The 18,229-nt window shown below is 45.4% G+C and carries 17 protein-coding genes; 14 read left to right on the top strand and 3 right to left on the bottom strand.

The window, feature by feature from the left end; genetic code table 11:
- Nucleotides 1-98: 98 nt before the first annotated feature.
- The 10 genes from bslB (at nt 99) to bacF (ending at nt 11,363) form a co-directional block, all read left to right on the top strand.
- A complete protein-coding gene (gene bslB / locus M0696_RS19200; protein WP_248602292.1) occupies nt 99-563 on the top strand; it encodes a biofilm surface layer hydrophobin BslB in 465 nt (154 codons plus the stop codon).
- A gap of 177 nt (nt 564-740) precedes the next feature.
- Nucleotides 741-2,015, top strand: a complete 1,275-nt coding sequence (gene rocG, locus M0696_RS19195) for a Glu/Leu/Phe/Val family dehydrogenase (protein ID WP_222142244.1) — start codon at nt 741-743, stop codon at nt 2,013-2,015.
- A 235-nt stretch (nt 2,016-2,250) separates the two neighbouring features.
- Nucleotides 2,251-3,798, top strand: a complete 1,548-nt coding sequence (pruA, locus tag M0696_RS19190; RefSeq protein WP_222142243.1) for an L-glutamate gamma-semialdehyde dehydrogenase — start codon at nt 2,251-2,253, stop codon at nt 3,796-3,798.
- 281 nt (nt 3,799-4,079) lie between these two features.
- On the top strand, nt 4,080-5,318 hold the full coding sequence (locus M0696_RS19185; protein WP_248602291.1) for an MFS transporter: 1,239 nt from the start codon (nt 4,080-4,082) through the stop codon (nt 5,316-5,318).
- A gap of 151 nt (nt 5,319-5,469) precedes the next feature.
- Complete coding sequence (gene bacA / locus M0696_RS19180; RefSeq protein ID WP_222142242.1) at nt 5,470-6,084, top strand: prephenate decarboxylase; 615 nt, start codon at nt 5,470-5,472, stop codon at nt 6,082-6,084.
- Nucleotides 6,074-6,781 carry a 3-((4R)-4-hydroxycyclohexa-1,5-dien-1-yl)-2-oxopropanoate isomerase gene (gene bacB, locus M0696_RS19175; RefSeq protein WP_222142241.1) on the top strand — a complete coding sequence of 236 codons (708 nt, stop codon included), beginning with the start codon at nt 6,074-6,076 and terminating at the stop codon, nt 6,779-6,781. The genes bacA and bacB overlap by 11 nt, the downstream gene beginning before the upstream one ends.
- A gap of 2 nt (nt 6,782-6,783) precedes the next feature.
- Nucleotides 6,784-7,545: a dihydroanticapsin 7-dehydrogenase gene (gene bacC, locus M0696_RS19170; protein WP_166847045.1), complete on the top strand. Its 762-nt coding sequence runs from the start codon at nt 6,784-6,786 to the stop codon at nt 7,543-7,545.
- Between the two features lie 18 nt (nt 7,546-7,563).
- Entirely contained in the window at nt 7,564-8,982 is a 1,419-nt protein-coding gene (bacD, locus tag M0696_RS19165) for an alanine--anticapsin ligase (RefSeq protein WP_248602290.1), read from the top strand.
- Nucleotides 8,979-10,163 carry a bacilysin exporter BacE gene (bacE, locus tag M0696_RS19160; protein WP_248602289.1) on the top strand — a complete coding sequence of 395 codons (1,185 nt, stop codon included), beginning with the start codon at nt 8,979-8,981 and terminating at the stop codon, nt 10,161-10,163. Before bacD ends, bacE begins: the two co-directional genes overlap by 4 nt.
- On the top strand, nt 10,164-11,363 hold the full coding sequence (bacF, locus tag M0696_RS19155; protein ID WP_166847083.1) for a transaminase BacF: 1,200 nt from the start codon (nt 10,164-10,166) through the stop codon (nt 11,361-11,363).
- 13 nt (nt 11,364-11,376) lie between these two features.
- On the opposite strand, the gene bacG is transcribed toward bacF, so the two are convergent.
- Entirely contained in the window at nt 11,377-12,156 is a 780-nt protein-coding gene (bacG, locus tag M0696_RS19150) for an NADPH-dependent reductase BacG (protein ID WP_248602288.1), read from the bottom strand.
- 132 nt (nt 12,157-12,288) lie between these two features.
- Nucleotides 12,289-13,053 (bottom strand): hydrogen peroxide-dependent heme synthase, encoded by a 765-nt coding sequence (gene hemQ, locus M0696_RS19145; protein ID WP_041906304.1) that lies wholly within the window; start codon nt 13,051-13,053, stop codon nt 12,289-12,291.
- A gap of 270 nt (nt 13,054-13,323) precedes the next feature.
- On the opposite strand from hemQ, the gene pta reads away from it, so the two are divergent.
- The 4 genes from pta to M0696_RS19125 all read left to right on the top strand — a co-directional run bounded on the left by pta (nt 13,324) and on the right by M0696_RS19125 (nt 17,297).
- Nucleotides 13,324-14,295, top strand: coding sequence for a phosphate acetyltransferase (pta, locus tag M0696_RS19140; RefSeq protein ID WP_166847091.1), 972 nt, complete (start codon nt 13,324-13,326; stop codon nt 14,293-14,295).
- Nucleotides 14,296-14,441: 146 nt separating this feature from the next.
- Nucleotides 14,442-15,341 carry a cysJI operon transcriptional regulator CysL gene (gene cysL, locus M0696_RS19135; protein ID WP_166847094.1) on the top strand — a complete coding sequence of 300 codons (900 nt, stop codon included), beginning with the start codon at nt 14,442-14,444 and terminating at the stop codon, nt 15,339-15,341.
- Nucleotides 15,342-15,388: 47 nt separating this feature from the next.
- Complete coding sequence (lipL, locus tag M0696_RS19130) at nt 15,389-16,234, top strand: octanoyl-[GcvH]:protein N-octanoyltransferase (RefSeq protein ID WP_222142237.1); 846 nt, start codon at nt 15,389-15,391, stop codon at nt 16,232-16,234.
- A 172-nt stretch (nt 16,235-16,406) separates the two neighbouring features.
- Nucleotides 16,407-17,297, top strand: coding sequence for a carboxylate/amino acid/amine transporter (locus M0696_RS19125; RefSeq protein WP_222142236.1), 891 nt, complete (start codon nt 16,407-16,409; stop codon nt 17,295-17,297).
- A 143-nt stretch (nt 17,298-17,440) separates the two neighbouring features.
- Here M0696_RS19125 and rsfA read toward each other — a convergent pair whose 3' ends face one another.
- On the bottom strand, nt 17,441-18,220 hold the full coding sequence (gene rsfA, locus M0696_RS19120; protein WP_248602287.1) for a prespore-specific transcription regulator RsfA: 780 nt from the start codon (nt 18,218-18,220) through the stop codon (nt 17,441-17,443).
- Between the last annotated feature and the right edge of the window lie 9 nt (nt 18,221-18,229).

The following is an 18,229-nucleotide window of genomic DNA, read 5'->3' as shown; positions in this document are numbered from 1 at the left end:
TTTAAGAAAAAGTAAGATAATTCGCGAATTACGGCAAAACACTTTTTCTGCAGAGGACGCTCTGGCCAATTCCGACAACTAATTGAGGGGGAAATGTCATGTTAAAAAGAACTTCATTCGTATCTTCATTATTCATCAGTTCAGCTGTTTTACTATCAATCTTGCTTCCTTCAGGCCAAGCTCATGCGCAGTCTGCATCAATTGAGGCTAAAACGATCAACAGCACAAAAGAGTGGACCACTTCTGATATTGAAGTAACATATAAGCCAAATGCTGTGCTTTCTCTCGGAGCGGTAGAATTTCGTTTTCCTGACGGGTTTCATGCTACGACAAGAGATTCAGTGAATGGAAGAACGCTGAAAGAGACACAGATTTTAAATGATGGAAAAACAGTCAGACTCCCGCTTACGCTTGATTTGTTAGGCGCATCCGAATTTGACCTCGTCATGGTGCGTAAAACCCTTCCGCGCGCAGGCACTTATACAATTAAAGGCGACGTTGTAAACGGTTTGGGAATCGGCAGTTTTTATACTGAAACGCAGCTGGTGATTGACCCTCGTTAATAAATAGATTTGATCAGAGACTGAGTTATTCTCAGTCTCTTTTTTTTGTTGATTAAAAAATTGGTACGGATCTTGCATAATGATAAGGGTGAATCCAATGCAGAAGGAATTGACCGGCAGAAATTTTTAAAGCGCTTACAATTTTAGCTGGTCAAAAAAACAATGAGGTGAAAAAAAATGTCAGCAAAGCAAGTCAAGAAAGATGAGGAAAAAGAGGCTCTTAACTTATTTCTGTCTACCCAAACGATCATTAAGGAAGCCCTTCGGAAGCTGGGCTATCCGGGCGATATGTATGAACTCATGAAGGAGCCGCAAAGAATGCTCACCGTCCGCATCCCGGTAAAAATGGATAACGGCAGCGTTAAAGTGTTCACAGGCTACCGGTCGCAGCACAATGATGCGGTCGGTCCGACAAAGGGAGGCGTTCGCTTCCATCCTGAAGTCAATGAAGAGGAGGTCAAGGCATTATCGATTTGGATGACGCTCAAATGCGGGATTGCCAATCTTCCTTACGGCGGCGGAAAGGGCGGTATTATTTGCGATCCGCGCACAATGTCATTTGGAGAACTGGAAAGGCTGAGCAGGGGATATGTCCGTGCCATCAGCCAGATCGTCGGCCCGACAAAGGATATTCCGGCTCCCGATGTGTACACCAACTCGCAAATTATGGCGTGGATGATGGATGAGTACAGCCGGCTGCGGGAATTCGACTCTCCGGGCTTTATTACAGGAAAACCGCTCGTATTAGGCGGATCGCAAGGCCGGGAAACAGCAACGGCACAGGGCGTCACGATTTGTATTGAAGAGGCTGTTAAGAAAAAAGGGATCAAGCTGCAAGACGCGCGGATCATCATACAGGGCTTTGGAAACGCCGGAAGCTTTCTGGCCAAATTCATGCATGATGCAGGTGCGAAGGTGATCGGGATCTCGGATGCCCATGGCGGTCTCTACAACCCGGACGGACTTGATATCCCTTATTTGCTCGATAAGCGGGACAGCTTTGGCATGGTCACCAACTTATTTACAGACGTCATCACAAATGAGGAGCTGCTTGAAAAGGATTGCGATATTTTAGTGCCTGCGGCAATCGCCAATCAAATCACAGCCAAAAATGCACATAACATTCAGGCGTCAATCGTCGTCGAAGCGGCGAATGGACCGACAACCATTGATGCCACAAAGATCCTCAATGAAAGAGGCGTGCTCCTCGTGCCTGATATTCTAGCGAGTGCCGGCGGCGTCACGGTTTCTTATTTTGAATGGGTGCAAAACAACCAAGGATATTATTGGCCAGAAGAAGAGGTCGCAGAAAAACTGAGAAATGTCATGGTCAATTCGTTCGAAACAATTTATCAGATCGCTGCAACACATAAAGTCGATATGCGCTTGGCGGCTTACATGACGGGCATCAGAAAATCAGCAGAAGCCTCAAGATTCCGCGGGTGGGTTTAAATTCGGAAGGGGAGATATCCCCTCCTGGCGCAAAAAAATTTTGCATATATCCTTTGCGGGGAGAGTGGAACCTGCAAATAAAATTTGCATTTCATGGGCGGAGAAAGAGAATTTTGTCGGCTATTAGACAAATTTCCGTTAAATTCAACAAGTTTTTTCAGCAAAAGACAAAAAATGGCATGGTTCTTGCATTTTTATTCATGCGAAAACATTCATGACATGAGGGGGACTACATATGACAGTTTCATACGCGCACGAACCATTTACTGATTTTACGGAAGCAAAGAATAAAACAGCATTTCAAGAGTCATTGGCATTTGTAAACACTCAGCTTGGCAAGCATTATCCGCTTGTCATAAATGGAGAAAAAATCGAAACGGACCGTAAAATCGTATCCATTAACCCGGCAAATAAAGAAGAGATCATTGGGTACGCGTCCACAGCGGATCAAGAGCTTGCTGAAAAAGCGATGCAAGCCGCATTGCAGGCATTTGAATCTTGGAAAAAACAAAGACCGGAGCACCGCGCGAATATTCTCTTTAAAGCAGCAGCAATTTTGCGCAGAAGAAAGCATGAATTTTCAAGCTATCTTGTAAAGGAAGCGGGAAAACCGTGGAAGGAAGCAGATGCGGACACGGCTGAAGCGATAGACTTTTTGGAGTTCTACGCGCGCCAAATGTTAAATCTTAAGGAAGGGGCTCCGGTGAAGAGCCGTGCTGGCGAGTTCAATCAATACCATTACGAAGCGCTAGGCGTTGGCATCGTCATTTCTCCATTTAATTTCCCGCTTGCGATTATGGCAGGAACAGCGGCGGCTGCAATTGTGACAGGCAATACGATTCTCTTAAAACCGGCTGACGCGGCCCCGGTAGTAGCAGCAAAATTTGTCGAGGTTATGGAGGAAGCGGGCTTGCCAAACGGCGTTCTGAATTACATCCCGGGAGACGGAGCAGAAATCGGTGATTTCTTAGTAGAGCATCCGAAAACGCGGTTTGTCTCATTTACAGGTTCCCGTGCAGTCGGCTGCCGGATTTATGAGCGTGCTGCCAAAGTGCAGCCGGGCCAAAAATGGCTGAAACGGGTAATTGCAGAGATGGGCGGAAAAGACACGGTGCTTGTCGACAAGGACGCTGATCTTGACCTAGCTGCATCTTCTATTGTGTATTCAGCGTTTGGATATTCAGGACAGAAGTGTTCAGCAGGCTCCCGCGCTGTCATCCATCAGGATGTTTATGATGAAGTGGTGGAAAAAGCAGTGGCGCTGACGAAAACACTGGCTGTCGGCAATCCGGAAGATCCAGATACGTATATGGGTCCCGTGATCCATGAAGCGTCCTACAATAAAGTCATGTCATATATTGAAATCGGCAAATCTGAAGGCAAGCTGTTGGCCGGGGGCGAAGGCAATGATTCAAAAGGCTACTTTATTCAGCCGACGATCTTTGCAGATGTTGATGAAAATGCGCGCCTGATGCAGGAAGAAATTTTCGGCCCGGTTGTTGCGATCTGCAAAGCGCGTGATTTCGATCATATGCTGGAGATTGCAAATAACACGGAATACGGCTTAACAGGCGCTCTGCTGACGAAAAACCGTGCGCACATTGAACGGGCGCGCGAGGATTTCCATGTCGGAAACCTATACTTCAACAGAGGCTGTACCGGAGCGATTGTGGGCTATCAGCCGTTCGGCGGTTTTAATATGTCCGGAACAGACTCAAAAGCAGGCGGCCCGGATTATTTAATTCTTCATATGCAAGCCAAAACAACGTCCGAAACTTTTTGATTTGAGAGAAATAAAATCGTGCGATTCTTGAGCGGATCGCACGATTTCAACGAGCAGAGGCGCAATAGAAAAAGCTCTCCGGAAAACCGGAGAGCTTTTTACGTATTGTGCCTGATAAGAAATAGGTTTTTAAATTGAAATATAGAAACCTATATTGGTATTTAAATGAAAATAATAAAAATAATAAAGGTTTCGTTCGTATTGTGAATTGTGAAAAAACAATGCTAAACTATAATTCAACTTTACAATAAGAAGATTATGGAAGAGGTGTTTGAGGGAGAATGAACAGCAAACAAAACAATGACATCAAAACAAAACATCATTTTCCGCTATTGTTAGCACTGGCTCTAACGATGGGGGTATTTGCGGCCGGATCTGAAGAACTTGTGATCTCACCGCTGCTGCCGGATTTAGCAAAAGCCTTCAACTCAGATGTCAGTATCCTTGCGTTATCTATCAGTATTTACGGCGTTATGATTTTTATCGGTGCGCCGCTACTGGTTCCTTTAGGTGATAAATACTCCAGAGAACTAAGTTTAATGGCGGGACTTATGATCTTTATCATAGGCACAGTGATATGCGCTTTGGCTCAAAATATCTTTTTCTTCTTTTTAGGCCGTGCGCTGTCGGGTTTGGCTGCGGGAGCGTTTGTACCGACCGCTTACGCAGTTGTCGGGGATCGTGTTCCTTATACATACAGGGGCAAGGTGATGGGACTGATCGTTTCAAGCTGGTCGCTGGCACTGATCTTCGGTGTGCCGCTCGGATCATTTATCGGTGGCGTCCTGCATTGGAGATGGACATTTTGGATTTTTGCCTTGATGGGTGTTCTGGTTGTTCTGCTGATCCTGCTTGAAATGCGCCGTCATGCTGAACATAAAAACAGTGCCAAGGAAGAACAAGAAGAGCCGGCTGGAACATTCATGGATGCGCTGAAAGTCCCGCGCGTACCCGTTTATATCACGATAACCCTTTGTAATATGATTGGTTTTTACGGTATGTATTCATTTTTAGGCTCCTATCTTCAGGACGTTTTTACCGGAGGAAATACCGCTGCGGGCTTATTTATCATGATTTACGGCATCGGGTTTTCAATGAGTGTCATTACAGGCAAGATTGCCGACCGCATCGGAAAAATGCGCTCTCTGTTTATTGCACTGGGGGTCATCAGCGTGCTGCTGGCATGTTTAGCATATGCGCCGGCTTCAATGATTCTGTTAATTGTAAGCCTGTTTATTTGGGGATTAATGCAAAGCTTGACGGTGACGCTGCTCAGCACCATTTTGAGTGACTGTTCAGAGCGTCATCGCGGGAAAATCATGGTGTTTTACAGCCTCGCCTCGAATTTGGCTGTGACCCTAGGATCTGCTTTGATGGGACCTGTATATGTGGGGTACGGTTACGCAGCCGTTGGGTTGATATGTGCTGCTATCACAGTGTTCGGATTTGTGCTCAGTGTATTCGCATATAAAAAGTACGGCAAGCACGAGCAGAAAGCCGATCATTCCTTATTCCAATAAACAAAGTTTCTAAATTCCTATAATAAAAAGCCCTTTCTTAAGGGTTTTTTTGTTTGTATGGGAATAATTATCAATATTTTCAAAAAATGTTGACAGTTCAATCGTCGCTGGATAAAATTTACTTAAAATTTTAAAAGATTGGTTGGTGCTCATGATTATATTGGATAATAGCATTCAGACAAAAAAAAGAACTGATTCAATATCCAAACTCATTACAGTCAACACGCTCGGCCCTGAGGGGACAAGCAGTGAGTACGCAGCAAAACACTTCATCTCCAATTTTACTCTTCAACAAGGGCTGAACAGTAAATTGTCCTTGCATGATACGTTTGAATCATGCATCGAAAGGACGCTTCAAAGCCCGCTGGAATATACCATCGTCCCACACGCTTACGATGGCATTAAGCATTTCTACATGAGGCCGGATTTACAGCTATTGCAGATCTTCAGGTGCGATACACCGATGTACGGCCTGGCTGTTCGTCCTGACTTTGAATTCAGAGACGATATGCTTGATTCATCTGTTATCGTTTCACATCCTTCACCCATTAATTTAATCAAATATTTTATCCGCAAAGATGTACGTTTCAAACTGGTCAATTCGACTAGTCAAGCTGCAAGAAAAGTAAAAGAAGGCTTATATGACATTGCCTTAACCAATGAGCTTGCACGGCAAAAGTACGGGCTTACATTTGTAAAAACATTTAAAAGCATTCCTATGAGCTGGTCATTATTCGGAAAAGGAGACGTTGATTATGAAAACTAAAGAAGATATGCAGGAGCTTTATTTCCCGACACCGAAATTAATAGAATGGGAAAACGGAGTGAGGCAGTATTCAACCGTGCGCGGTGATACTGAGGTATTAATGTCTTACGTGCCGCCGCATACCAATGTTGAACCCCATCAGCATAAGGAAGTCCAAATCGGCATGGTCATTTCTGGCGAGCTGATGATGACTGTCGGAGATGTGACGAGAAAAATGACGGCCTTGGAATCTGCCTATATTGCGCCGCCACATGTGCCTCATGGGGCAAGAAACGATACAGACCAAGAAGTCATTGCGATTGATATCAAGCGGCTGAAAGCTGATGAAACATATACAAGTCCTGCGGATTATTTTTTGAATATTTTCAAAACAAGAGACCTATTGCCTGGCATGGAAGTCACGTTCTTTGTTGAGGACTGGGTGGAAATCATGCTGGCCAAAATTCCTGGAAACGGCGGAGAAATGCCTTTCCATAAACACCGGAATGAACAAATCGGCATCTGCATCGGCGGCGGTTACGACATGACGGTCGAAGGCTGCACGGTGGAAATGAAATTCGGCACAGCCTATTTCTGCGACCCTCGGGAGGATCACGGCGCCATCAACCGTTCCGAAAAAGAATCAAAATCAATTAACATTTTCTTCCCGCCGCGCTACAACAGAGCAAAAGCAAAAAAAATAAAGGCGGATGAGTGATCATGAACCTTACCGATAAAACCGTCCTCATAACAGGAGGCGCATCAGGAATTGGTTATGCGGCGGTTCAGGCTTTTTTGAACCAGCAGGCTAATGTGGTTGTGGCGGATATTGACGAGGCACAGGGAGAAGCATTGGTTCGGAAAGAAAATAATGACAGGCTGCACTTTGTGCAAACGGATATTACAGACGAAGATGCCTGTCAGCACGCTGTTCAATCAGCGGTCAATACATTTGGAAGGCTGGATGTATTGATTAATAATGCGGGCATCGAAATCGTGGCTCCCATTCACGAGATGGAGCTCAGCGATTGGAACAAGGTGCTGCAAGTCAATTTGACCGGCATGTTTTTAATGAGCAAGCACGCACTCAAGCATATGCTGGCTGCCGGCAAAGGCAACATCATTAATACGTGCTCAGTCGGCGGACTCGTGGCATGGCCTGATATCCCTGCTTATAACGCCAGCAAAGGAGGCGTTTTGCAGTTGACGCGGTCAATGGCCGTTGATTATGCGAAACATCAAATACGCGTCAACTGCGTATGCCCGGGAATTATCGACACACCGCTAAATGAAAAATCATTCCTTGAAAATAATGAAGGCACACTTGAAGAGATCAAAAAGGAAAAGGCTAAGGTGAATCCGCTGCTAAGGCTCGGGAAACCCGAAGAAATTGCAAACGTGATGCTGTTTTTAGCCTCAGATTTATCAAGCTATATGACCGGAAGCGCCATCACCGCAGACGGAGGATACACCGCACAATAGAGAAGGAGTGTTTTACATATGGAGAGAAAAACAGTATTGGTCATCGCTGATCTTGGAGGCTGCCCGCCGCACATGTTTTATAAAAGCGCTGCTGAAAAATATAACCTGGTTAGCTTTATTCCAAGACCTTTTGCAATTACAGCCTCTCATGCAGCACTGATTGAAAAATACTCGGTCGCGGTCATAAAAGATAAAGACTATTTTCAGAGCTTAGCTGATTTTGAGCATCCAGATTCAATTTATTGGGCGCATGAGGATCATGACAAGCCTGAAGAAGAGGTCGTCGAGCAAATCGTCAAGGTTGCCGAAATGTTTGAGGCGGACGCCATCACAACAAACAATGAGTTATTCATTGCCCCGATGGCAAAAGCCTGCGAACGCCTTGGCCTGAGGGGCGCCGGAGTGCAGGCAGCCGAAAATGCCAGAGATAAAAATAAAATGAGAGACGCTTTTAATAGAGCGGGAGTTAAATCGATCAAAAACAAACGAGTCACAACCCTTGAGGATTTTCGTGCCGCACTAGAAGAGATCGGCACACCTCTTATCTTAAAGCCTACATACTTAGCGAGTTCAATCGGCGTAACGCTGATTACCGACACTGAGACGGCAGAAGATGAATTTAACAGAGTTAATGACTACCTGAAATCGATTAACGTGCCGAAAGCTGTCACGTTTGAAGCGCCGTTTATTGCTGAAGAATTTTTACAGGGTGAGTACGGAGACTGGTATCAAACAGAAGGCTACTCCGACTATATCAGCATAGAAGGCATTATGGCTGATGGTGAGTATTTCCCGATCGCCATTCATGACAAAACGCCGCAAATCGGATTTACAGAAACATCACATATTACACCGTCCATTCTGGATGAAGAGGCGAAAAAGAAAATTGTCGAAGCCGCCAAAAAGGCAAATGAGGGGCTTGGACTGCAAAATTGCGCAACACATACAGAGATCAAGCTAATGAAAAACAGAGAACCGGGTTTAATAGAATCCGCAGCGAGATTCGCCGGCTGGAATATGATTCCTAATATTAAAAAGGTTTTCGGCCTTGATATGGCGCAATTATTATTAGATGTTCTCTGTTTCGGAAAAGACGCCGATCTGCCGGACGGATTATTAGATCAAGAGCCTTACTACGTCGCTGACTGCCATCTGTACCCTCAGCATTTCAAACAAAATGGCCAGATTCCTGAAACTGCAGAGGATTTGGTGATCGAAGCGATCGATCTGCCGGACGGGCTATTGAAGGGAGATACAGAAATTGTTTCTTTTTCGGCTGCGGCACCAGGGACGTCAGTTGATTTGACACTGTTTGAAGCCTTTAACTCCATTGCTGCATTTGAACTGAAAGGCAGCAATTCAAAGGATGTGGCTGACTCAATCAGACAAATTCAGCAGCATGCGAAGCTGACGGCAAAGTATGTGCTGCCAGTATGAAACAGTTAAAACCCAACTCTAAATACTTGCTTTATGGGCAGGCGCTATCGTTTATGGGAGACTATTGTGTTCTCCCTGCCCTGCTCATTTTGTCTACATATTATCACGATTATTGGGTGACGTCGGGGGTCATCGTGGTCAGAAGCATTCCGATGGTGTTCCAGCCGTTTTTGGGGGTTCTGGTCGACCGGTTAGACAGAATTAAGATCATGCTGTGGACGGATATTATCAGGGGTATCATCTTTTTGGGGCTCACATTTCTTCCAAAAGGCGAGTACTCGCTGATTTTTCTGGCCTTGCTGTTTATTTCTTATGGAAGCGGCGTGTTTTTTAATCCAGCCCGTCTCGCTGTCATGTCATCATTGGAATCAGATATTAAAAGCATCAATACGTTATTCGCAAAAGCGACGACCATCTCGATCATCGTCGGGGCGGCTGCCGGAGGGCTTTTTCTGTTAGGAGGGTCTGTAGAGCTGGCTGTTGCCTTTAACGGTGTGACATACCTGATTTCGGCATTATTTATCAGCCGCATCAAGCTCCAATTCGTGCCGATTCAATCTGAAAACATAAAAGAGGCCTTTCAGTCTTTTAAAGAAGGGCTCAAGGAAATCAAAACAAATTCTTTCGTATTAAACGCCATGTTTACGATGATTACGATGGCTATGCTGTGGGGAATTGTGTACAGCTATTTTCCGATTGTCAGCCGGTTTTTGGGTGACGGGGAAATCGGCAACTTTATTCTCACATTCTGCATCGGCTTCGGCGGGTTCATCGGAGCGGCGCTTGTCAGCAAATGGGGCTTTAACAACAATAGAGGACTGACGTACTTTACCGTTTTATCCATTGTCTCGCTGGCGCTGTTTTTATTCACGCCGATTTTCGCTGTCTCTGTCATCGCCGCAATCCTCTTTTTCATCGCGATGGAATACGGGGAAGTGCTTGCAAAGGTGAAGGTTCAGGAAAATGCGGCGAACCAGATTCAAGGGCGCATTTTTTCGGTGGCGGAAGCGTCTATCGGATTGTGCATTTCTGTTGGTTCGATGTTAATCAACGTCTTAAACGCCCCGGTCATTATGGGGCTGATTGTTGTGATCGTAAGCGGATTATTTCTGCATACGAAGCTCGTCAACAAATCGTTTTTGGAACGGGATAACAAAACGGAGCAAAAAGGAGTCTTTTAGATGGAAATAACACCGTCAGACGTCATCAAGACACTTCCAAGGCAAGAGTTTTCTCTCGTTTTTCAAAAGGTGAAGGAATTGGAAAAAACGGGAGCCCATATCATTAATCTCGGACAGGGAAACCCTGATCTACCGACTCCGCCGCATATTGTGGAGGCTTTACGGGAGGCGTCTCTGAATCCTTCGTTTCACGGATACGGCCCATTCAGAGGCTATCCTTTTTTGAAGGAAGCGATCGCTGCTTTCTATAAAAGAGAATATGGGGTGTCAGTCAATCCTGAAACGGAAGTTGCGCTCTTCGGCGGGGGGAAAGCCGGCTTGTATGTGCTGACGCAATGCCTGCTCAATCCGGGAGACATCGCTCTGGTCCCGAATCCAGGCTACCCTGAATACTTGTCAGGAATTACGATGGCGCGAGCTGAGCTGCACGAAATGCCGCTGTATGAAGAAAATGGCTATCTGCCGGATTTTGAAAAGATTGATCCCGCCGTGCTGGAAAAAGCAAAGCTCATGTTTTTGAACTATCCGAATAACCCGACAGGAGCTGTGGCCGATGCGGCTTTTTATGCAAAAGCGGCTGCTTTTGCGAAAGAGCACAACATCCATTTGATTCATGATTTTGCGTACGGCGCGTTTGAATTTGATAACAAGCCGGCCAGCTTTCTTGAGGCAGAGGATGCCAAAGCTGTCGGAGCAGAGCTTTATTCATTTTCAAAAACATTTAACATGGCCGGCTGGAGAATGGCGTTTGCCGTAGGGAATGAAAAGATCATTCAGGCCGTCAATGAATTTCAGGATCATGTATTTGTCGGCATGTTCGGCGGATTGCAGCAGGCGGCGAGTGCCGCGCTTTCAGGAGATCCGGAGCAAACAGAATCCTTGAAACGAATCTACGAGGAACGAATCGACTTTTTTACGGAGTTGTGTGAAAAGGAACTGGGCTGGAAGATGGAAAAGCCAAAAGGAACGTTTTACGTATGGGCTGAAATTCCGAAAGCCTTTGAGACATCTCACCAATTCTCCGATTACTTGCTGGAGCATGCCCATGTCGTTGTCACACCGGGCGAAATATTTGGAAGCAACGGAAAAAGGCATGTCAGAATATCGATGGTGTCGAAGCAGGAGGATCTGCGGGAATTTGTCATGCGGATTCAAAAGCTGAACCTGCCGTTTGCATCATTACAAGAAGTATCCCGCTAAAAAGCGGGATTTTTTATATGCTTTTCATGCTGCCGCCGTCCGCGGAAATTTGCTGTCCTGTGATATAGGAAGCTTCCTCAGATGCGAGAAACGCGGCGAGCGATGCGGTTTCTTCAGCTGATCCGACACGTTTCATCGGAATCCCGGAAGCAATCTGTTCTTCTGCTTCTTGTTTGGATATGCTGTTCTTTTTCATCACATTTTCCACAAATTGATGGTAACGGTCTGTAGCGATAAAACCAGGATTCAGGCAGTTGACAGTAATGTTGTGAGGAGCTAGCTGGATGGAAATATTCTTACTGGCGTTAATTAAAGCAGCATTCATCATACTGTTCGTGAACATATTGGCGCCGGGTTCTTTCCACAGATTTCCGACAATGTTGATGATTCTGCCAAACTCGTTTTGTTTCATCAGTGAGGCGGCGCGCTTGATAGCGTCAATATAGGCGACGGTTTTCTGTGTAAACGTAGCCGTCATATCCTCTATATTACAATTATCAAATGTGTCAGGTGAGCCACCCGGGATATTATTAATCAGAACATCAAGCCGTCCGCATTGAGATTGGATTTTTTGAAAAATGTCGGCTCTCGTATGCTGGTCAGACATATCACCCGCAAGGACAATGACACTCGCTTCAGGATGCTTGGCCAAAATGTCTTCTTTGACAGGTTCAATATTGTCCAAGTTTCGTGAATTAATGACGACGGAAAAATGCTGGTCTGCTAATTTCAGAGCGATTGCTTTTCCGATCCCTTGACTGGCTCCCATAATAAATGCGGTTCGTTTTGACAAATAACTGCACCCCTTTGAAAAAATTGGATTATTATCTACATCGTAAGAAAAAACGGAGAAAATAGCAAATTTTATTTAAATTCTGATAAAGGAGGGTCGAAAAACTCCCGCCGATTAGGGCGGGAGGAGATATTATACATATAGGAATTGAGGAAGCGTATCAAGCGAAAGGCGGTTGCCGACAAAGAATGAACCAAATTCGCCGTAGCGAGCGCTGACTTCGTCAAAACGCATTTCATATACAAGCTTTTTGAATTGAAGCACATCATCACTGAATAATGTAACGCCCCATTCGTAATCGTCAAAGCCGACTGAGCCTGTGATGATCTGTTTGACTTTGCCCGCATAGCTGCGGCCGATTAAGCCGTGGCTTCTCATCAAGTTTCTGCGTTCTTCCATTGAAAGCATATACCAGTTGTCGTTGCCGGATCTTCTTTTATCCATTGGATAGAAGCATACATATTTTGATTCAGGCAGTTCAGGGTAAAGGCGCGCACGCACATGCGGATTTTCGTAAGGGTCGCCGTCACCGCTTGCCAAGTAGTTGCTTAGCTCTACCACTGATACGTAGGAGTAAGCCGGAATGGTGAACTCAGCAAGTCTTGATTTGTTGAATTCGAGCTCAATTTGATTTAATTCTTCCATTGTAGGACGAAGAATCATCAGCATAAAATCTGCTTTTTGGCCGACGATGCTGTAAAGGGTCTGCGATCCTTTTCCTTCTTTTTGGGCTATACCCCATTTTTCAAGCAATCCTGTGAATTCATGTATGATAGATTGGCGCTCATCACTGGACAGCAGCTTCCAAGAAGTCCAGTCCATTGTGCGGAAATCATGAAGCGCATACCAGCCGTCAAGCGTTTTCGCCGCTTCATTGGTCATTTGCTGTTCACTCATTTATCTTCACTCCTATTATCTTTTCATGATTGCCTTCACTATATCATAGTTTATCCGATTCTACTGTGGAGAAACCTTGAACATCCCTTTCGTATAACTCCATAAAAAATAAGAGAAGCTATAAGGAAAGAATGAGTCACTTAAATTAGTTAGAAAAATAAGATTTTTTTATGAAAGCGCTATAATGAAAGTTGGCTGTTTGAATTTGATTGGAAGAAGAGTATGCTAGTAAAAGAAAGCGTTTTTGTAACATTTTGAGGAGGTTTTATTGTGGCAGATTTATTTTCAACAGTGCAAGAAAAAGTAGCTGGAAAAGACGTTAAAATTGTATTTCCTGAAGGCTTAGACGAGCGTATTTTAGAAGCGGTCAGCAAGCTTGCAGGAAACAAAGTGCTGAATCCGATTGTGATCGGCAATGAAAATGAGATCCAAACAAAAGCAAAAGAACTGAACCTGGCGCTAGATGGCGTTGAGATTTATGATCCTCATACATATGAAGGCATGGAAGACCTTGTACAAGCATTTGTAGAACGCCGTAAAGGCAAAGCAACAGAAGAACAGGCTCGAAAAGCATTATTAGATGAGAACTACTTCGGTACAATGCTGGTGTACAAAGGGCTTGCACACGGACTTGTTAGCGGAGCGGCTCATTCAACAGCCGACACTGTCCGTCCGGCTCTTCAAATCATCAAAACAAAAGAAGGCGTGAAAAAAACTTCCGGCGTGTTCATCATGGCTCGCGGAGAAGAGCAATACGTATTCGCGGATTGTGCGATCAATATTGCGCCTGACAGCCAAGATCTTGCCGAGATTGCGATCGAAAGTGCCAATACGGCAAAAATGTTCGACATTGAGCCTCGCGTGGCAATGCTCAGCTTCTCTACAAAAGGCTCAGCAAAGTCTGACGAAACAGAAAAAGTAGCGGATGCTGTGAAAATCGCGAAAGAAAAAGCGCCTGAACTGACACTTGACGGCGAATTCCAATTCGATGCTGCATTTGTTCCATCCGTAGCCGAGAAAAAAGCGCCGGATTCCGAGATCAAAGGGGACGCTAACGTATTCGTATTCCCAAGCCTTGAAGCAGGAAACATCGGCTATAAAATTGCTCAGCGTTTGGGCAACTTTGAAGCGGTAGGACCAATCCTGCAAGGTTTAAATATGCCTGTAAACGACCTTTCAAGAGGATGTAACGCTGAAGATGTTTACAATCTCGCATTAATCACAGCGGTGCAAGCTCTGTAAGAAAAATGAAGACGATGGCAGCTCTCTTCCGGAGGGCTGCCTTTTTTGCGTCTCCGTATAGCCTTCTTTACCAAGACAGATGATATGAGTACAATAAAGAAAACTGATCATAACCATATATTTTATTAATGACGGGGGTGGGGTTTTTGTATTACGACGTGCTGAAAACGTTTATAGCGGTAGTAGAAGAAAAAAACTTCACAAAAGCGGCGGAAAAGCTGATGATCTCCCAGCCCAGCGTCAGTCTGCATATCAAAAATCTTGAGAAAGAATTTCAAACCGCTCTTTTGAACCGGTCGCCAAAACACTTTACGACAACGCCGACAGGAGACATTTTGTATCAAAGAGCAAAGCAAATGGTATTTCTCTACGAGCAAGCCAAGGCCGAAATCTATGCGCATCATCACTATGTGAAGGGCGAATTGAAAATAGCTGCCAGCTTTACGATCGGAGAGTATATTCTTCCGCCGCTTCTGGCCCAGCTGCAAAAGCTGTATCCAGAGCTGAACCTCGATGTCATGATCGGAAATACAGAGGAGGTCAGCGAGCGTGTGCGGATGCTTCAGGCTGATATCGGACTGATTGAAGGACATACAAACGAGAATGAACTGGAAATTGAACCGTTCATGGAGGATGAAATGTGCATTGCCGCGCCGAACCAGCATCCGCTGGCCGGACTGAGAGATATTTCGATCAGCGACTTGCAAAACGAAGCATGGGTGACAAGGGAAAAAGGCTCCGGGACGAGAGAATATCTCGATCATGTGCTCAGCTCAAACGGACTGCGGCCGAAGTCGATGTTCACCATCAGCAGCAATCAAGGGGTTAAAGAAGCGGTCATCAGCGGCATGGGGCTGTCTGTTCTATCCAGAAGCGTGCTGCATAAGGATTTGATCCACCGTGAAATTTCAATTCTCCATATAAAAGATTTCTCGTTAAAGCGAAAGCTGTCTTACATTCATTCTCCTCTCATGGAGAATACAAAAAATAAAGAAATTTTTATTACGATGCTAAAAAGCAATTATCAATCACAGCGGCTGAAATGATATAATAGTTTTCGTTCATAAGCCTAACATGAAAGGGTTTTACATAGATGGCAAACCAACCGATTGATTTACTGATGCAGCCGACATGGAGAGTCATTGACCAATCCAGTCTCGGCCCTTTATTTGATGCGAAGCAATCCTTCGCAATGGATGATACGCTGTGCATGTCCGTCGGAAAAGGCGTGTCGCCGGCGACAGCGCGCTCATGGGTGCACCATAATACGATTGTCCTTGGAATACAGGATACGCGTCTCCCGTTTTTGCAGGATGGAATCTCCTTGCTGGAAAACGAAGGATACCGTGTGATTGTACGCAATTCCGGCGGTCTGGCAGTCGTTTTGGACGAGGGCGTTTTAAATATTTCTCTCATCTTCGAGGACGAAAAGAAAGGCATCGATATAGACAAAGGATATGAAGCGATGGTTGAGCTGATGAGACGGATGCTGAAACCGTACAATGCAAAGATCGAAGCCTATGAAATTGAAGGATCATATTGTCCCGGCAGCTATGACCTCAGCATAAATGGCAAAAAATTCGCCGGCATCTCTCAAAGACGCGTTCGCGGCGGAGTTGCTGTTCAAATTTATCTATGCGCGGATAAAAGCGGCAGTGAAAGAGCTGACTTGATCAGACGATTCTACCAGGAGGCGCTGAAGGACAAACGAAACGATAAAAAAGGCGTCTACCCGGAGATACGTCCGGAAACAATGGCGTCTTTAAGTGAGCTACTGCAAACAGACATCTCTGTACAAGACTTAATGTTCGCTTTACTGACAGAATTAAAAGCGTTAAGCACTCACCTTTACTCAGCAGGACTGTCCATTGATGAGGAATTGGAATTTGAGAAAAACCTTGTCCGGATGGCTGAGCGGAATGCAAAGGTGTTTGGGTGAACGTTCTCCGCATGCCAGCCGTATCCGGGCGGCATGCATTTTTTATTTCAAGCGGTATTTTATCCCCCAACAATCTTATTTTTAGATAAATCCTTCTTATATACAGATAACCATGACAAAAAGAAAAACGATAAAATGACATCAGCATCCATAATACAAAGGGGAGAGGCAGATGAAAGGGAATGTTTACAGCCTGTTTGTGCTGATTGCGGCTTTCTTCTGGGGAACCACGGGAACCGTTCAGGCGATGGCTCCGGAAGGCTCCACACCGCTGGCATTCGGAGCGTTCAGATTATTAATAGGAGGAAGCGCGATGCTGGTTGCGGTGTGGATCAGCCGGGAGCTTCACGTGAAAAATTGGTCATGGCCGCTCGTGTTATCGGCAGCGATTTGTATGGCGTGTTACCAGCCGCTGTTTTTCACAGCCGTTAAAGAAACCGGAATCGCTGTGGGGACTGTGATTGCGATCGGCAGTGCGCCTATCATTGCCGGAAGCATGGAGTGGGCCGTATTGAAAAAACGTCCGCGAAACTCTTGGTGGATCGCGACTGTGCTGGCTTTAGCCGGTTGCTGGCTCCTGTTTTCCGATGGTTCCAATGTTCGGATTGATGTTGCTGGCGTTCTTATGGCGCTCGGAGCGGGTGCTTCTTTTGCGGGCTACACGCTCATCAGTAAATCGATGATGAAAACTCAGCCTCCGCGAGCGACTTCCGCCGTTGTCTTTATGATAAGCGCCATCCTATTGACGCCGCTTTTATGGCAGTCAGATGTCTCGTGGATATTGACCCCGAGAGGATTGGGAACGAGCCTTTACATCGGTTTAATAGCAACATGCGCCGCATACTTCTTGTTTGCGAAAGGGCTTACTGGGGTTCCGGCCTCGGCGGCGGTCACGCTGTCTTTAGCTGAACCGCTGACGGCCTCATTGCTGGGCGTGTTTTTCATAGGTGAAATGCTTTCACTCTCCTCGTGGCTCGGCATTGCACTGATGATGCTTGGGCTTCTGGTCATTTCCGCTGTGCCTCGGAAACAAAAAGCGGCCGAGGCAGCTCACATGTCTTAATAGATTCACATAAGCTTGGCCTCATTTTACAAGAATAGCGAGGTTCGCTGCAAAAAGTTAAAATCCTCTTTTCTCTATAGAAAAGGGGATTTTGCACATGGCGAAAATCCCAAAACCGGCTGCTGTTTTGGGATTTTTCTAACTTACTCTGCCATTTTTTCTAAATTGCCGTTTCGGTCCATTTTGAAGGACGGAGAGGCATGTTCATCTTCTTCAAATAAAACTAGCTTTCTGGCTCTATTCATAATTTTCACCAAGGTTTCATAATCTTCTTGGATCGTTTTCTGGTCTTTTTCAAGCTTTTGTACTTCTGCCTCAAGCTGTTCCGTTTTGCTTTGCAATTCCTGATTTTCTTTCTTTAAACGTTCATTTTCCATTTTTAAAGCTGATGATTGCTCGTTATTGCCATCGTAATTCTGCAGGAAGCGGATCACATCATTCATTGTCATCTCAGGCGCAGCTGCAGGTGTTTGGGGAGACAATAAGTGTGATAGACTAGCTAACTCTTCCTTAAAGCTTTCATCTACAAAAGGCATGTGTTCGCCTGACATTAAAGGCTGCTGCTCATTCTCAGCTGATGGTGCGTCTGTTTTAACCGGCTCCTCTGCAGCGGAATCTTGAATGATTTCAGGATCAACCGCAGGAGGCTGATATAATAGCCTTTTTTTCGCAGACTGTCCGTTTCCGAGCGCTCTCATCCGCTGTTTTCGCTGTTTTTTCGCAAGCTGCAGCGCTTTTTCATATTGGTGGCGGACTACCGCGTTCCATCTGAATCCGCAGGCTGCAGATGTCCGGTTTAATTTATCGCCGACTTCTTCAAAGGCGTTCAGCTGAGTGCTGCCCTCCCTTACATGCCGAAGCACTGTTTCGGCTAAAAGCAGATCATTTTCTTCTGACCAAGCGTCTTGTCGCTGTTTTGTCATTTATCTCAA

The sequence above is a fragment of the Bacillus rugosus genome (assembly GCF_023238245.1).
Lineage (GTDB): Bacteria > Bacillota > Bacilli > Bacillales > Bacillaceae > Bacillus > Bacillus rugosus.
The sequence above is the reverse complement of the archived record's forward strand: the minus strand, read 5'-3'. Positions and strand labels throughout refer to the sequence as shown.

Excerpts from the sequence above, each read along its gene's own strand:
- bacD (WP_248602290.1), top strand. The coding sequence starts at position 7,564 with ATGGAGAGAAAAACAGTATTGGTCATCGCTGATCTTGGAGGCTGCCCG.
- M0696_RS19125 (WP_222142236.1), top strand. The coding sequence starts at position 16,407 with ATGAAAGGGAATGTTTACAGCCTGTTTGTGCTGATTGCGGCTTTCTTC.
- pruA (WP_222142243.1), top strand. The coding sequence starts at position 2,251 with ATGACAGTTTCATACGCGCACGAACCATTTACTGATTTTACGGAAGCA.
- M0696_RS19185 (WP_248602291.1), top strand. The coding sequence starts at position 4,080 with ATGAACAGCAAACAAAACAATGACATCAAAACAAAACATCATTTTCCG.
- bslB (WP_248602292.1), top strand. The coding sequence starts at position 99 with ATGTTAAAAAGAACTTCATTCGTATCTTCATTATTCATCAGTTCAGCT.
- bacF (WP_166847083.1), top strand. The coding sequence starts at position 10,164 with ATGGAAATAACACCGTCAGACGTCATCAAGACACTTCCAAGGCAAGAG.
- lipL (WP_222142237.1), top strand. The coding sequence starts at position 15,389 with ATGGCAAACCAACCGATTGATTTACTGATGCAGCCGACATGGAGAGTC.
- rocG (WP_222142244.1), top strand. The coding sequence starts at position 741 with ATGTCAGCAAAGCAAGTCAAGAAAGATGAGGAAAAAGAGGCTCTTAAC.
- bacA (WP_222142242.1), top strand. The coding sequence starts at position 5,470 with ATGATTATATTGGATAATAGCATTCAGACAAAAAAAAGAACTGATTCA.
- bacE (WP_248602289.1), top strand. The coding sequence starts at position 8,979 with ATGAAACAGTTAAAACCCAACTCTAAATACTTGCTTTATGGGCAGGCG.
- bacB (WP_222142241.1), top strand. The coding sequence starts at position 6,074 with ATGAAAACTAAAGAAGATATGCAGGAGCTTTATTTCCCGACACCGAAA.
- bacC (WP_166847045.1), top strand. The coding sequence starts at position 6,784 with ATGAACCTTACCGATAAAACCGTCCTCATAACAGGAGGCGCATCAGGA.
- rsfA (WP_248602287.1), bottom strand. The coding sequence starts at position 18,220 with ATGACAAAACAGCGACAAGACGCTTGGTCAGAAGAAAATGATCTGCTT.
- hemQ (WP_041906304.1), bottom strand. The coding sequence starts at position 13,053 with ATGAGTGAACAGCAAATGACCAATGAAGCGGCGAAAACGCTTGACGGC.